At 57.8% G+C, this 14,470-nt stretch carries 13 protein-coding genes; 8 read left to right on the plus strand and 5 right to left on the minus strand.

Features of this window, described 5'->3' with window-relative positions:
- The first annotated feature begins 213 nt into the window (after nucleotides 1-213).
- Genes ABDX87_RS06065 through ABDX87_RS06095 form a run of 7 tightly spaced genes read left to right on the plus strand, consistent with a single transcriptional unit; the run spans nucleotide 214 to nucleotide 8,042 of the window.
- The gene (locus ABDX87_RS06065; protein ID WP_346832057.1) at nucleotides 214-951 is read left to right on the plus strand and encodes a FadR/GntR family transcriptional regulator; all 738 of its coding nucleotides are present in this window, start codon (nucleotides 214-216) and stop codon (nucleotides 949-951) included.
- Nucleotides 948-1,937 (plus strand): ABC transporter ATP-binding protein, encoded by a 990-nt coding sequence (locus tag ABDX87_RS06070; protein ID WP_346832058.1) that lies wholly within the window; start codon nucleotides 948-950, stop codon nucleotides 1,935-1,937. The genes ABDX87_RS06065 and ABDX87_RS06070 overlap by 4 nt, the downstream gene beginning before the upstream one ends.
- The gene (locus ABDX87_RS06075) at nucleotides 1,934-3,055 is read left to right on the plus strand and encodes an ABC transporter ATP-binding protein (RefSeq protein WP_346832059.1); all 1,122 of its coding nucleotides are present in this window, start codon (nucleotides 1,934-1,936) and stop codon (nucleotides 3,053-3,055) included. Before ABDX87_RS06070 ends, ABDX87_RS06075 begins: the two co-directional genes overlap by 4 nt.
- Entirely contained in the window at nucleotides 3,052-4,551 is a 1,500-nt protein-coding gene (locus ABDX87_RS06080) for an ABC transporter substrate-binding protein (protein ID WP_346832060.1), read from the plus strand. Before ABDX87_RS06075 ends, ABDX87_RS06080 begins: the two co-directional genes overlap by 4 nt.
- A 43-nt stretch (nucleotides 4,552-4,594) precedes the next feature.
- Nucleotides 4,595-5,539, plus strand: coding sequence for an ABC transporter permease (locus ABDX87_RS06085; protein ID WP_092407040.1), 945 nt, complete (start codon nucleotides 4,595-4,597; stop codon nucleotides 5,537-5,539).
- On the plus strand, nucleotides 5,539-6,423 hold the full coding sequence (locus ABDX87_RS06090; protein WP_346832061.1) for an ABC transporter permease: 885 nt from the start codon (nucleotides 5,539-5,541) through the stop codon (nucleotides 6,421-6,423). Before ABDX87_RS06085 ends, ABDX87_RS06090 begins: the two co-directional genes overlap by 1 nt.
- A 23-nt stretch (nucleotides 6,424-6,446) precedes the next feature.
- Entirely contained in the window at nucleotides 6,447-8,042 is a 1,596-nt protein-coding gene (locus tag ABDX87_RS06095) for a gamma-glutamyltransferase family protein (protein ID WP_346832062.1), read from the plus strand.
- Nucleotides 8,043-8,321: 279 nt separating this feature from the next.
- Here the strand turns inward: ABDX87_RS06095 and ABDX87_RS06100 are convergent, their stop codons facing one another.
- The 5 genes from ABDX87_RS06100 to ABDX87_RS06120 form a co-directional block, all read right to left on the minus strand.
- Nucleotides 8,322-9,173 (minus strand): PoNe immunity protein domain-containing protein, encoded by an 852-nt coding sequence (locus ABDX87_RS06100; protein WP_346832063.1) that lies wholly within the window; start codon nucleotides 9,171-9,173, stop codon nucleotides 8,322-8,324.
- A gap of 67 nt (nucleotides 9,174-9,240) precedes the next feature.
- Nucleotides 9,241-9,681, minus strand: coding sequence for a hypothetical protein (locus tag ABDX87_RS06105; RefSeq protein WP_346832064.1), 441 nt, complete (start codon nucleotides 9,679-9,681; stop codon nucleotides 9,241-9,243).
- A gap of 68 nt (nucleotides 9,682-9,749) precedes the next feature.
- Nucleotides 9,750-10,571, minus strand: a complete 822-nt coding sequence (locus ABDX87_RS06110; RefSeq protein ID WP_346832065.1) for a hypothetical protein — start codon at nucleotides 10,569-10,571, stop codon at nucleotides 9,750-9,752.
- A 743-nt stretch (nucleotides 10,572-11,314) separates the two neighbouring features.
- Nucleotides 11,315-11,821 (minus strand): hypothetical protein, encoded by a 507-nt coding sequence (locus ABDX87_RS06115; protein WP_346832066.1) that lies wholly within the window; start codon nucleotides 11,819-11,821, stop codon nucleotides 11,315-11,317.
- A 217-nt stretch (nucleotides 11,822-12,038) separates the two neighbouring features.
- Nucleotides 12,039-13,244, minus strand: coding sequence for an NAD(P)/FAD-dependent oxidoreductase (locus ABDX87_RS06120; RefSeq protein WP_346832067.1), 1,206 nt, complete (start codon nucleotides 13,242-13,244; stop codon nucleotides 12,039-12,041).
- 363 nt (nucleotides 13,245-13,607) lie between these two features.
- On the opposite strand from ABDX87_RS06120, the gene ABDX87_RS06125 reads away from it, so the two are divergent.
- A complete protein-coding gene (locus ABDX87_RS06125; RefSeq protein ID WP_346832068.1) occupies nucleotides 13,608-14,165 on the plus strand; it encodes an RrF2 family transcriptional regulator in 558 nt (185 codons plus the stop codon).
- Nucleotides 14,166-14,470 lie beyond the last annotated feature (305 nt).

The following is a 14,470-nucleotide window of genomic DNA, read 5'->3' on the forward strand; positions in this document are numbered from 1 at the left end:
CGAACCAATGTCACGTCATCCGCTGAACCAACGTTCCGAACCTTTGACGATTGGCCCAGAACCTCACGCCACCTGACATCCTGACGTCCTCATCGTGCTTTCAAACAGTGAACCAATTTCCATTGGCATCGCTATTGCACTCATCCCTGCATCGTTGCTTGCGGCTCTCGCTGCCAGCGGCCCTCTGTTTTCATCCTGTCACGAGAGACCAAGATGGAAAGGTTCGAGACTGATGCGCTCCACGACAACTCGTCGAAAATGGCCCTGGATGCGCTGCGTCAGATGGTGGCGCAACACGCGGCATTTCCCCAGCGTGCACTGCCGACCGAGCGTGAACTGGCGGTGGATTTCGGTGTAAGCCGCCGAGCGATTCGCCGGGCGCTGGCGGTGCTGGAGGCTGAAGGGCAGATCTGGCGCCGGCAAGGCAAAGGCACGTTTGTCGGTCCGACGCCACCCAGTGCGTCGATGAGTTTTGCCAAGCTGTCGAGCCGGACCAATTTCAGCGAGGTCATGGAAGCGCGCCTCTATCTGGAGCCTGCGCTGGCATCCCTGGCCGCGCTGCGCGCCAACGGCGAACAGATGGCAATCCTGCGTCGCCTGGCCGAACGCACCGAGCGCCAGCAGCACGCGACCGAAATCGACGCCGAAGGCATCGAACTGTGGGACAGCGCGCTGCATCGCGGGATCGCCGAAGCGGCAGGCAATCGACTGATGCTCGACATCTTCGAAATGCTCGACGCCATTCGCCTCGACCCCGCCTGGCGAGACCTGCGTCAGCGCGCACGCAATGCCGATCGCCTGGACACCTACAGCCACGATCACGACGACATCGTCAGCGCCATCGAAACCCGTGACCCGATCAAGGCCGCCACCGCCATGCGCGGGCATCTGCGTGCGCTGCAGCAGGCGCTGAACAACGTCATCCAACAAGACCTTGAGGCCAGCGTATGAGCAGCAATCCGATACTCGGCGTCAGCGACCTCACCGTGCGTTTCAACGAGGCGCCGGCCAACGTGGTCGATGGCGTTTCCTTCTCCATACAACCCGGCAAGACCTTGGCCATCGTCGGCGAGTCCGGTTGCGGCAAGAGCGTAACGTCGATGGCGTTGATGGGCCTGCTGCCCGACACCGCCACCGTCACCGCCAGCGCTTCCACCCTGCTCGACGAGCCTTTGCTCGGCATGTCCGATGAACGTTTGCTGGACGTGCGCGGCAACCGCATGGCGATGATTTTCCAGGAGCCGATGACCTCGCTCAACCCGGTGTTCACCATCGGCGATCAGATCGCTGAAAGTGTCATCCGTCATCAAGGCTTGTCTGCCAGCGCCGCCCGGCAGCGCGCACTGGAGATGCTGGAAAAGGTCCGAGTGCCCGACGCTGCTCAGCGCCTGAACGCCTATCCCCATGAACTCTCTGGCGGCATGCGTCAGCGCGCGATGATCGCGATGGCGCTGGCCAACGATCCGGCGTTGATTATCGCCGACGAGCCCACCACCGCGCTGGACGTCACCATTCAGGCGCAGATCCTTTCTCTGGTCGCCAGCCTGCAAGCGGAGACCGGTACCTCGATGATCCTCATCACTCACGACCTCGGGGTGGTCGCCGAAGTCGCCGACGAGGTGATGGTGATGTACGCCGGTCGCGTCGTCGAAAGCGGCTCGGTGAAGACGCTGTTCGACGATCCGCAGCACCCGTACACCATCGGCCTGATGGGCTCGATGCCGTCGGTCGGGCCTCGCGAGGGACGTCTGGCGACGATTCACGGCCGCGTTCCCACGCCCGCGGAAATGCCCAGCGGTTGCCGCTTTGCCAGCCGCTGCCCGTTCGTGATTCCAGCCTGTCGCGAAGCCCGTCCGCCGCTGCTGGAAATCTCGGAAGGTCATTTCGCCGCCTGCATTCGTGCGCCACTTGAACAGCACCTGGGAGTCAGCGCATGAACCCGTCGCAGAACGAAATCCTCGACGCTGCATCGCCGGAAAAACCGATTCTGGAAAGCATCGCGGTCAGCAAACATTTCCACAGTGAAACCGGCTTGTTTCAACGCAAGAAACCGCCTGTGCAAGCCGTCAACGAAGTCTCGCTGGCCGTGCGCCGTGGCGAAACGCTGGCGTTGGTAGGCGAGTCCGGTTCAGGCAAATCGACGTTGGGCCGTGTGCTGTTGAACCTGCTCAAACCCACGGCCGGGGACGTGATCTACGAGGGTCGCAATCTGGGAAATCTGCCCGCCGACAAACTGCGCCAGGTGCGTCGCGACCTGCAGATCATTTTTCAGGACCCGTTCGCTTCCCTGAACCCGCGCATGAACGTCGAATCGATCATCGGCGAGCCGATCTGGCTGCACCGCGACGACAGCCGCAGTGCGCGTCAGGACAAGGTCGCCGAGCTGCTGCGCACGGTCGGGTTGGCACCTGAACACGGCACTCGTTTTCCTCACGAGTTTTCCGGCGGCCAGCGGCAGCGCATCGGCATCGCGCGTGCCCTGGCGTCCGAGCCACGTCTGATCCTCGGCGACGAACCGGTGTCGGCGCTGGACGTGTCGGTGCAGGCGCAAGTGGTCAACCTGCTCGAAGACCTCAAGCATCAGTTCGGCCTGACCTTGCTGATCGTCGCCCACGGTCTGGCGGTGATTCGCCACATGAGCGACCGGGTCGCGGTGATGTACCTCGGGGAAATCGTCGAGCTGGCGCCGGTGAACGCGCTGTTCGAAACGCCTTTTCATCCCTACACCCAGGCGCTGATGGCCGCTGTGCCCGTCAGCCACCCTGACTTGCGCCGCCCTCGCCCGCTGCTCGGCGGCGACATGCCAAGCCCGAGCAAGCCGCCGTCCGGTTGCCGTTTTCATACCCGTTGCCCCCACGCCAGGCCGCTGTGCCGTGAGCTCAAACCGGCATTCGAAACCGTCGAAGCGGGACGTCAGGTCGCCTGCCATTACTGGCGCGAGATCGCCAACGCTGGCGCCGGTTCGCTGATCGTACCGACGCCCAGCGCCGCCTACAGCCAACGCCTGAATTTGTTCAAAAGCCATCAAGCCCTTTCTCTGGAGAGTCAGCCATGAAGTTCGCCCACCTGATGACAACCACGTTGTTGCTGCTCGCTGCGAATGCGGCTGTCGCCGACACCACGCTGCGCATCGGCATTCAGGACGACCCTGACGTGCTCGACCCGCATCGCTCGCGCACCTATTCCGGCCGCCTGGTGTACACCGCGCTGTGCGACAAGCTGGTGGACATCAGCCCGGACCTGACCTACGTGCCGCAACTGGCGACCGCTTGGAACTGGAGCGAAGATGGCAAGACCCTGACCATGACCCTGCGCGACGGTGTGACCTTCCAGGACGGCGAAGTGTTCGACGCGGCCGCCGTGAAGTTCAACCTGGACCGCGCACGCACCCTGCCCGACTCCTTGCGCAAGAGCGAACTGTCGTCGGTGGAAAGCGTTGACGTGATCGACGCAAAAACCGTGGCGATCAAGGTCAGGCAACCCGACGCCACGCTGATTTCGCAGCTGTCAGACCGCGCCGGAATGATGCTGGCGCCCAAAGCGTCGGCGACCGATGTCGGCTCAAAACCGGTGTGCTCAGGCCCCTACAAATTCGTCCAGCGGGTGCAGCAGGACCGCATCGTGCTGGAGCGTTTCGACAACTACTGGAACAAGCAGGCGTACCACTTCGACAAGGTGATTTTCCTGCCGATTCCTGACACTTCCGTACGCCTGGCCAACTTGCGTTCGGGGGATCTGGACATCATCGAACGCGTCGCTCCGACCGACGTGAAGACCGCCAAGGCCGACAGCCACGTGCAAGTGTTCAGCACACCGGGGCTGGGTTACATGCAGCTGATGTACAACACCAACAACGGCGACAAGGCCAACAACCCGCTGGGCAAGGACAAGCGCGTACGAAAGGCGTTCGAGCTGGCCATCGACCGCGATGCGATCAATCAGGTGGTGTTCGAAGGCCTGTACGCGCCCAGCGCGCAGCCGTTTCCGAAAAGCAGTCCTTACTACGACAAGGACCTGCCGATCCCAGCCCGCGATGTCGAGGCCAGCAAGAAACTGCTGACTGAAGCTGGCGTGAAAACACCGGTCAATGTCGAGCTGAAAGTCGCCAACAACCCGATCGCACAGCAGGTCGGCCAGATCATTCAGGCCATGGCCGAAGAGGCCGGTTTCAAGGTCAATCTGATCGCCACCGAATACGCGACATTGCTCAGCGAACAGCAGGCCGGCAACTTCCAGATCGGCATGAGTGCCTGGTCCGGCCGTCCCGATCCGGATGGCGACATCCATCAGTTCGTGACCTGCAAGGGCGGCCAGAACGACGGCCATTTCTGCGACCCGAAACTCGACGAATTGCTGAACAAGGCCCGCACCGTGAACGACCAGGTGCAGCGTCAGGCGCTGTACTTCGAAGCCCTGCGCCTGCTCGCCGAGGACGTGCCGACCAGCTACCTGTACTTCGATCCGCGCATCATCGCCATGCGCAGCAACCTGACCGGTTTCGTGCCGAACCCCGATGGCCTGATCCGCCTGAACAACGTCGCCTTCAAATGATCACGGCCCCTGTGGATAACCGCTTCGGCCGCGAGGAATCGCCATGCTGATTTTCATTCTGCGACGCTTGCTCAGCGCCATTCCGACGCTGATCCTGGTCTCGCTGTTCGTCTTCACCCTGCAAAAGCTGCTGCCGGGCGATCCGGTGCAAGCCATGGCGGGCGAAGAGCGCGACCCGGCGGTGATGGAATACCTGCGTGAAAAATACCGGCTCAACGACCCGGTTCCGCTGCAGTACGTTCACTGGGTCGGCAACGTGCTGCAAGGAGATTTCGGCACGTCGCTGCGCACCGAACAGCCGGTGACCACGCTGCTCGCGTCCAAGCTACCGGTGACCCTCGAGCTCGCGGTGCTGGCGTTGATCATCGCGCTGCTGATCGGCATTCCCACCGGGGTGATCTCTGCGGTGCGCAAAGGCACTGCGACGGATTACGCGGCCAACGTGTTTGCCTTGTCGGGGATCTCCATTCCGCACTTCTGGCTGGGGATTCTGTTGATCATGATCTTCGCCGTGAAGCTGCAATGGCTGCCCGCCTCGGGCTTCGTGCCGCTGGGTGAAGACCTTGGGCAGAACCTCAAGACCCTGATCCTGCCCGCCTTCGTGCTCGGCGCCGGATTGTCTGGCGTGCTGATGCGCCACACCCGAAGCGCCATGCTCGAAGTGCTGCGCGCCGATTACGTCCGTACGGCGCGGGCCAAGGGTCTGTTCCCGCGCACGGTGATTCTCAAGCACGCGTTGCGCAATGCATTGATGCCCATCGTCACCCTGACCACCCTGCTGTTTGGCGAGTTGCTCGGCGGCGCGGTGCTGACCGAACAAGTGTTCAGCATCCCGGGCTTCGGCAAGATGATTGTCGATGCCGTGTTCAACCGCGACTACGCCGTGGTGCAAGGCGTGGTGCTGTGCGTGGCCATCGGTTTCCTGTTGCTGAACCTGCTGGCCGACGTGCTGTACCGCCTGATCAATCCACGTCTGAGGACGGCCTGATGACCTCGATTGCCGTTAATCCTGCAGTGCCCCACAAAGAACCGTTGAAGCCACGCACACGCTCGCCGTTCGTAAAGAAATTCCTCGCCAACAAGGGCGCGGTGATCGGCGCGGCGGTGTTGATCGTCTTCATCCTCGCCGCCCTGCTGGCGCCCTGGATTTCGCCCTTCGATCCTCTGAAAGCCAACTTCCTCGCGGTGCGAAAAGCGCCGTCGATGATGCACTGGCTGGGCACCGATGAACTGGGCCGCGACCTGTTTTCCCGCCTGCTGTGGGGCGCGCGCAGTTCACTGCTGGCCGGCGGTGTTTCCGTCGCCATCGCCATGATCATCGGCGTGCCGCTGGGTCTGCTGGCGGGCTACTTCGGCGGCAAGCTGGACGCCGTGATATCTCGCATCATGGAAGCGCTGTTGTCCTGCCCGTTTCTGGTGTTGGCGATTGCGCTGGGCGCGTTTCTCGGCCCGAGCCTGACCAACGCGATGATCGCCATCGGCCTGTCGGCAATGCCGATTTTTTCCCGCCTGACCCGTGGTCAGGTGCTGGCGATCCGTCACGAGGATTACCTCGAAGGCGCGCGCGCCATCGGCCTGCCGGACCGCTGGATCATCCTGCGATACGTACTGCCCAACGTGCTCTCGCCCTTGGTGGTGCAGGCGACGCTGACCATTGCGTCGGCGATTCTGGCCGAAGCCAGTCTGTCGTTCCTCGGCCTGGGCCAACAACCGCCCTCGCCGTCCTGGGGCTCGATGCTCAATACCGCGAAAAACTTCATGGAGCAGGCACCGTGGATGTCGATTGCGCCCGGCGTGGCGATCTACATCACGGTGCTGTGCTTCAACCTGCTGGGCGACGGGCTGCGTGACGCACTCGACCCGAAAAGCTGATCAACTGCCGAAGAGAGTCATTCATGTTCGATGATCTGGATTACAGCCAACCTTACGCGTCCGCCCGCTCGCCGGTGATGGGCAACAACATGGTCGCCTGCTCGCAACCACTCGCCGCCCAGGCGGGCCTGGACATGCTGCGCCGTGGCGGTAACGCCGTAGACGCCGCCATCGCCGCCGCCATGGTCCTGACCGTGGTCGAACCGACCGGCTGCGGCATTGGCAGCGACGCCTTTGCCATCGTCTGGGACGGAAAAAACCTGCAGGGCCTGAATGCCTCCGGTCGCGCGCCGCAGGGCTGGACGCCGGAACACTTCGCCGGGCAGTCAGAGATGCCGCAGCGCGGCTGGGAATCCGTGACAGTGCCAGGCGCCGTCTCCGCCTGGGTCGCGTTGTCCGAGCGCTACGGCAAACTGCCGTTCGCGACCCTCGCCGGCCCGGCGATTGGTTATGCGCGCAACGGTTATCAGGTCACGCCGATCATTGCCGAACTATGGCGTCGCGGCGGCGCATTGCTGAAGGATCAACCGGGCTTCGCCGAGTGTTTCCTGCCCGGCGGCAAGGCACCGGCCGCGGGCGAAAAAATCACCCTGAAAGACCACGCCAACACGCTGGAGCTGATCGCCGAAACCAAGGGCGAGTCGTTCTATCGGGGTGAGCTGGCACAGGCCATCGTCGCCCATGCCAACGCCAATGGCAGTGTCATGAGCCTCGACGATCTGGCGAACCACAGCGTCGACTGGATCGACACGATATCGGTGCCATACGCCGGCGCGGTCGTCCACGAACTGCCACCGAACGGCCAAGGCATCGCCACACTGGCGGGCCTGACCATGCTCGAAGCCCTCGGCGTGGGCGAACACCCGGTGGACAGCGTCGAGACCGTTCACCCGGTACTGGAAGCGATGAAACTGGCCCTCGCCGACCTCAATCACCACGTCGCCGACTTCGACCACATGCGCGTGGCATCCGAACACCTGCTGGACTCTGCCTACCTGATGGAGCGCGCTTCGCAGGTATCCGAACAGGCCGCCGACCCGCAACACGGCTCGCCCAAGGCCGGCGGCACGGTGTACCTGTCCGCCGCCGACGAGAGCGGGATGATGGTCTCGTTCATCCAGTCGAACTACATGGGCTTCGGTTCCGGCGTCGTGGTGCCGGGCACCGGGATCAGCCTGCAAAACCGTGGCGCCGGGTTTAGTCTCGACCCCGAACACGTGAACATCGTCGCGCCCGGCAAGCGCCCTTTCCACACCATCATTCCCGGTTTCGTGATGAACGCCGACGGCACGCCATTGATGTCTTTCGGCTTGATGGGCGGCCCGATGCAGGCACAGGGTCATCTGCAAATGATGATGCGCATCCTGCGCTACAAACAGAACCCACAAGCCGCCGCCGATGCACCCCGCTGGAGGATCGAAGCGGGACTGAAAGTCGCCGTTGAGCGCTCGTACGATCGTCTGGTGGTCGAAGAGCTGCGCGCCAAAGGCCATGAAGTGGAAATCGAAGACCCAAGCGGCGTGTTCGCCTTTGGCGGCGCACAGATCATCCAGCGCACCGCCCATGGGTACGTGGGTGGGACCGATCCGAGGAAGGATGGGCTGGTGGCGGCGTATTGAGGCAACTGGCACGGACCAGACCGATGCAAGGACTGTGGGAGTGAGCTTGCCCGCAAGGACTCAGCCTCATGGGCCGAAGATGCAGAGAGTGCATCGGTTCCCTGGTGTGATGGCGGGTCTGGGCAGGCTTACTTCAACGGGACCGGTATCGGGATGAAAATGCTTGAAGGACCGCGCGGCCTACAGGGCCTCGCGGTCTTTCAACATCACACTAAAGACACATCCAACTGCCTAGGCACTAATAAAAGCCACAAGCTGGTTTTCAAACATTTGAAAAAGTTACCAAAAAAGCTTTCTAAACCATCTTTTTTCGGTAGTTTGTCCAGAAGAGGCATTGCGCTCACGGGGGTGAATCAGATCTCCGGGATAATGCTCCAAGCCCAAACAAAGCGAGTCATCGATACTGAACGCCTTCACTACGCCAACCGCCTCAGTGCACCACCGCCCAAAGTAACTACCCATGGATAAAGGATTTTTCGCAGGGTCACCAAAGCTGTACCAGTACGGTTCAATCATCCCGGACTTACTTTTTTGCTGTTGGGGGCGCTTCAAACCTTTATACCAATTTTCGACAAACAACTTTAATAAGCCAGGTTGGACGTCAGGATCGGCATCAACACAATCCAGTAACTTAGTATAAGGGACGGGGTGAAGTATAGCCTCACCGATGCGCCTGCTAGTATCACGAGAGCCTATCACTTTATCCAGCAGCACATCTTCTCCTTCACCGCCCACCAGTTTCACCAACCTATCCCACAAAGAACTTTGGATATTGAGCGCTAGCGCTAGCCCAATCAACCTGAAGCACCAATTGTAGTGATTTAAATTATCTAACCTGAACACCCAATCCCTGCAGCTTTGAATGCTTTCTTTTTCGCAGACCTCAGTTGCTTTTTGATTTGAGCGCTCCCATGCTTCGATAAGATCTGGAAAATTCCGACCTATATTGGCAACTTGATCCCCTCTGGAATACTGTCTCATCATAAGCCGTAGATGACGCTCGGCGAGATCGAAAAGATACTGTGGTTCGTATACAGGATTAGCAACGGGCATAGAGAGACGCTGGTTACTGTTAGCGATTGAAGCTAAATCAGCTTCTATTCGACTCGACCAGTAGGCTTTATCTCCCATCGTGTCTCTAATCATGGCTTTGCTATTACCTCAGAAAATAACCGCCCTACAGCTATATAATGATATGTTAAATCAGTGCATCAAACCCAGCCAAAACTTCTTGTACAGGTACAACCCATTCCGATATGCGAGCTCCGTCTTCATTGTGCGTTTCCCTCTGCCCGATATAGCTATTGACACTGTTCGGATTAAACTCACCACCATAGTCCTGGAGAAATAAAATCTTATTCTGCACAAAGCACTCTAAGCCGCCATGGTAAAATATCCATACAGGTATAAAATTGGCGTTTTGGGGATCCCGCATTGATGTGATTATGGCTGTATGCTGCCCTATTTTTAATCCAGCGTTTATAGAACACCTCCAGCTCTCCAGGTACTGCCCTCTACTCCAATACGAAAGTGCTAGTGAAAATTTTTCGTGACTTCCCGACAGATCAAACGAGCCTTCTATTACAGGCTCATTGTACTGATGAGACACATCATCACTCAAAACCACAATAAAACTCATCAGCTTTCCATCCGAAACACCTTAAAATCGGACCTTTTAACCATGACTCCATGGTCAAATTTTACATCTCAAAACTCAGGCCTAACCACATCTGGCATGTCATCATACCCATTGACTACACACTGAAATGGTGACGATACAGCTCCCAAGTTCCAATATACAATCTTCAGCCAAGTCATTGCGCGAATATACTGCCCTTTACTCAACCACTCTCGATCAAGATGAGACTTTAGGACCCTCCTGCCGACAGCAATAAAATCCACCTCCAGAAACTCGCCATGTGCTTCGCGCAAACATAACGCATAACCTAAGTCCCGAGGATACCTTATCGCTTTTACAGTTAGATCCTTTACTCCATGATATTTTCGATACGCAGCGATGCCAGCATCGTATTCGCCAGCCAGATAGCAAAAAGCTAAATGATCGTCTAAATATTTTGTGGCCATCTGCTTAGGAGACCACCCCGCATAAATTGTCTGTTGTTTATCGTCGTACGATTTGACAATCCTCCACGTTTCCGTAGCGTTGATATTTTCTCTTGCCCAAATCGCAAGCCCTTGACCCCACAAAATATCAGCATTGTAGAGATGTTCATGCTCACCAAAATTCTCTGAACGCTTTATCGCCAGATCGATCCATTCAATAGCTCTTGGAAAGATATGAGAATACATTTTCTCCAATCCTGCAAACCACGCAGCAAACACATCAGAAACCATCGACTTGGCAATCTTCCCCATGGGCAATTCAGGCTGATACTGAATGCTTGATAGCCTTTTTAATCCATTACTCGCTAAATACTCAACACGTTCTCTGTAATCGTACATATCACTACCCACAGATCCTAAAATTGCATATTTTAGTTTGAATCGAATTTTTTGCCAATCCAGCACCTGCAGTATTCGCAATATAGTTTACTTACCAAATTTAATCAGTATCTTATCTTTCAAGTCAGCATCTATTCCGCCTCTTTGAAGCCCCGCCGTCAGATCACCGATGGCTTCGTTACCGATCGCCACACCGAGATCGATGCCCTCGCCATAGTGGTCAGCTGCTGGTACACACTGGTATTGCCAAGTGGCATATCAGTAAGACCTATCATTTTAATGCTAAGCCCGACCGCAGGATCCAACGCACACCACAATACAGCTTTAATCATCCTACAAGCACGATTGACAACTTCTCCTCCACTAAAATATCCTTTGGTATTTCGTCATAAATATAAAATTCGTCGCCCAAGTTTAAAATTGAAAATCCTCTTCCATCAAAATTGATAACAACCCCTATAGTTGCCTCCTCACGATTCGATATAACTACTGCTACAGAACTAATTTTTTTGATATAAACTGTGAAAAAGGATGACTCTGACTAAGCTCCAAACGAACCATCCGCCCAAACTCTTGCATATCCACCTCAGACATGCATTGCTCTGACATACGTATTGAAACGCCGTCCCCGCCCCCAAAAAGCTTGAATGGTTGGAGAGTATCAACCACGAAACAAAACTGCTGCGCCCGACGATCTCGGTCAGCTTCATACTCGTGAAACAATCCCATAACTTACTGCAGCCGCTTCCCCTGGATACTTCTCAACCAAACTTCCATCATGACGATACCTCAAAGTCATTTCGCCGCATTCAAAGCAGCCTTAACTGAAGGTTATTGATACCATCCTTCATGATCGTGACGAACACTCCGTTTGGCTTAGTCATTACCACATCATCACCCCTGACTCGAAATATAACCTCTCCACGAGTGCCATTAACCCCTTGTCCTGCAAATGTTCCGTTCACAACCCTGTCTGGGCTGGTGGCAATATCATTAATTTTGTCGATGACGAATTGACGATCTGCTGGATTTGAAGGATCAAGCCCGAAATCTTCCACGTGCTTTCCAAGTTTCTTCCCAATCTGCTGCGAATTAAAGGAAATCTCACTGGCGACGTCACCCTCTCCAGCAATTGCGTCGCTAGTGCCTGTGCCGATATCAACCAAGGAGCCGCCAGACACGCCCGATCCAGCAACGGCTGCCTCATCTGCTGGCACACTGAACATTCCAAAAACGCTTGGAAAATTGCGAGAAAGGAAGCCGCCCAGCCCCGCAGCTAGCTCCTCCGTCCACAAGCCAGAGATCAGCCCGAGCAAGAGTAAAGAGCCTTTTACTCTCGGATCCTCAGGTTTTTCCGCGATCGGTAGTTCATCGTCATCGAATGAATTGGTCGGATCGAGATGGAAGCCTTGGTCAACAATCGGGAAGGACGGTTAAACCCCGTAGGAACCTGCGACGTAATCAGCCGCCTACTTCCACGGCGGTTGGAGGATCGAACCAAAACACGAAGGCGCCTTTGTGTTCGCTGCTCGCTTACGCCACAACAGGAATCATCGGGTCAGCCGCCGCCAGTGCCGCTGCCCGCTCGGCCACGGGTGGGTAGATCCATACTGAGTTGATCTGCTGTTTGAGTTGCTTGGCTTCTTCCTTGATCAGCTTGACCTGACGGTCCCAGCCTTCGGTGTACACCGCGCCCCAGGCGCCGAGGTCCAGGCAGGTGACGTATTTGACCTGGCTGTAGGGGATTGGCGTCTCGCCCAACAGGTCGGCGGCCACGTTGTTGCCGGCCGAACGGCCCAGCGCGATGGCGTGCTGGCAGGTCATGAGGGCGTAGTGGCCTTCGTCGTCGGTGGCCGCGTATGCCGTGTCGCCAGTGGCGAAGATGTCGTTCTGGCCGATGACTTTCAGGTTGCGGTCTACGTGCAGACGGCCGTAAGCATCACGCTCGCCCGGAATCTGCTCGGTCAGCGAGCTGGCCCGCACACCGACAGTCCAGACCACGGTGCTGGCGTCGATACGACGACCGTCGGCCAAGGTCACGCCGTTGGCATCCACGGCAGCAACCGATGCATTGACGACCCACTCCACGCCCAGCGCCTCGGTGGCTTCGATGATCGACGGGCTGATGTTCTGGCCCAAGGCCGCGCCGACTTTCTCGCCGCGATCCACGATGATCACCTTAATAGTGGCGTCCGTACCCAAGGCAGCCCGCAGACGCGCTGGCATTTCAGTCGCGGTTTCGATACCGGTGAACCCGCCACCGGCGACGACCACGGTGTTGCGCATCGCCGACTCTGGCTGTTGCGCCAGCGACTTGATGTGCTGTTCAAGGCGGGTGGCTTCTGCCATGAGGTCAACGTCGAATGCATGCTCGACACCCGGCACTGACGCAGGACGAACGACGCGGCTGCCGGTGGCCAGAACCAGTTTGTCGTAGTTGATCGAGGCTTGTACGCCGTGAGCGTCGGTGTAGCTGACCGTTTTGCCTGCGACGTCGATGGTTTGCGCCATGCCTTTAATGAAAGTCACGCCGACCGCATTGAACAACGGCCCCAATGGCGACTGCATCTGATGCACTTCCTGCTCGTAGTAACGCGGGCGAACACCCAGCACGGCTTCAGGGGCCAGCACGGTGACGTCGACGTCGTTGCGACCGTGCATGTCCAGTAAACGCGTAGAACTCAGTGCGCTCCACATCCCGCCAAAACCCGCGCCGACGATCAGGATTTGCTTTTTCATTGTGTGCTCCAAAGAAGAAAAAAGTCGTTTTCACATTGAGTACGTCATGGGCAGGCTCAGGTAAACGCTGTAGCGCCCCCTGCCGGTGCGTCCAGGTCGGAGTTCCCGACCCACCCAACATAACTACGACTCTATTGATCGTAGTTAATTTCGGCAAGCCGTTTTTCACTCAACTTTTCCTCCCAGCTTCAGACCGATCAATAAAATCCCTTAATTTCAATCAGATAAACGCTATTACCGGCCGTCTACTGATTGATTCGTGCTAATAACGGTCATTGCCGCCGGTCATCAAAACTTGCCGCTCCTTGCGGCCAACGCGTCAAATTGTTAGGTTTCGCACGATCAACTCAGTCGGAGATCGACATGTCTCTCTATAGCGCGGGGGTCGAATACGGCATTCACTGTCTGCTTTATCTGGTGGATGAGCGTGGCGACAGCCGCGAAGCCAGCGTGCGCGACCTGGCCGAACTGCAAGGCGTGCCTCAGGAATACCTGGCGAAGGTGTTCACCAAGCTGGCGAAAGCCAGGCTGGTGGTGGCGACCGAGGGTGTGCGGGGCGGGTTCAAACTGGGCCGGCCTTCGGACGAAATCACCCTGCTCGACATCGTCACGGCCATCGACGGGCGCAAGCTGATTTTCGATTGCCGGGACATTCGCGGCCGTTGTGCGGTGTTCGACGGGTGCGCGCCGGAATGGGCGACCGAAGGGATCTGCGGCATCAACGCTGCGATGCTGACCGCGCAGAAGCGTATGGAAGAAGCGCTGGACCAGCAGACCATCCTCGACCTTGCGCGGCGCACCGGGCGCAAAGCGCCGCCTGAATTCTCCGGTCAGATCAGCAGCTGGCTGAGCGAGCGCAAGGAAAGTCGCGCCGCGGGCGCGGACAGTCAGCACATTGCGGTGACGCAGGTAGACGAATAAACGGCGGTAATGCCAAACCTTTGGGAGCCGGCTTGGTGCGGGTCGCGTTCGGACGAATGCAGTGTGTCAGTCACCATGGAGGTTAGCGACTCATAGCATTCGCCAGCAAGCCGGCTCCCACGGCCTTCGGCCAGAAACGTATCGTGGTACGACGAGAAGTGGAGGTCACCGTCGTGAGGCATTACAGCCGAAAAGTCCGAAGTGTTGGGAAACGCGGCCCGTTTATCCGCACGGGGAAATCGCGTGTACTGGTCTCAAGCGCCCCGAACGCGAAAGTCCTCACGGCTTTCGGCACGGGCAACGGT

This window comes from Pseudomonas abietaniphila, from assembly GCF_039697315.1.
Lineage (GTDB): Bacteria > Pseudomonadota > Gammaproteobacteria > Pseudomonadales > Pseudomonadaceae > Aquipseudomonas > Aquipseudomonas abietaniphila_B.

Coding starts and splice junctions, on each gene's coding strand:
- ABDX87_RS06065 (WP_346832057.1), top strand. CDS start 214: ATGGAAAGGTTCGAGACTGATGCGCTCCACGACAACTCGTCGAAAATG.
- ABDX87_RS06070 (WP_346832058.1), top strand. CDS start 948: ATGAGCAGCAATCCGATACTCGGCGTCAGCGACCTCACCGTGCGTTTC.
- ABDX87_RS06075 (WP_346832059.1), top strand. CDS start 1,934: ATGAACCCGTCGCAGAACGAAATCCTCGACGCTGCATCGCCGGAAAAA.
- ABDX87_RS06080 (WP_346832060.1), top strand. CDS start 3,052: ATGAAGTTCGCCCACCTGATGACAACCACGTTGTTGCTGCTCGCTGCG.
- ABDX87_RS06085 (WP_092407040.1), top strand. CDS start 4,595: ATGCTGATTTTCATTCTGCGACGCTTGCTCAGCGCCATTCCGACGCTG.
- ABDX87_RS06090 (WP_346832061.1), top strand. CDS start 5,539: ATGACCTCGATTGCCGTTAATCCTGCAGTGCCCCACAAAGAACCGTTG.
- ABDX87_RS06095 (WP_346832062.1), top strand. CDS start 6,447: ATGTTCGATGATCTGGATTACAGCCAACCTTACGCGTCCGCCCGCTCG.
- ABDX87_RS06100 (WP_346832063.1), bottom strand. CDS start 9,173: ATGGGAGATAAAGCCTACTGGTCGAGTCGAATAGAAGCTGATTTAGCT.
- ABDX87_RS06105 (WP_346832064.1), bottom strand. CDS start 9,681: ATGAGTTTTATTGTGGTTTTGAGTGATGATGTGTCTCATCAGTACAAT.
- ABDX87_RS06120 (WP_346832067.1), bottom strand. CDS start 13,244: ATGAAAAAGCAAATCCTGATCGTCGGCGCGGGTTTTGGCGGGATGTGG.
- ABDX87_RS06125 (WP_346832068.1), top strand. CDS start 13,608: ATGTCTCTCTATAGCGCGGGGGTCGAATACGGCATTCACTGTCTGCTT.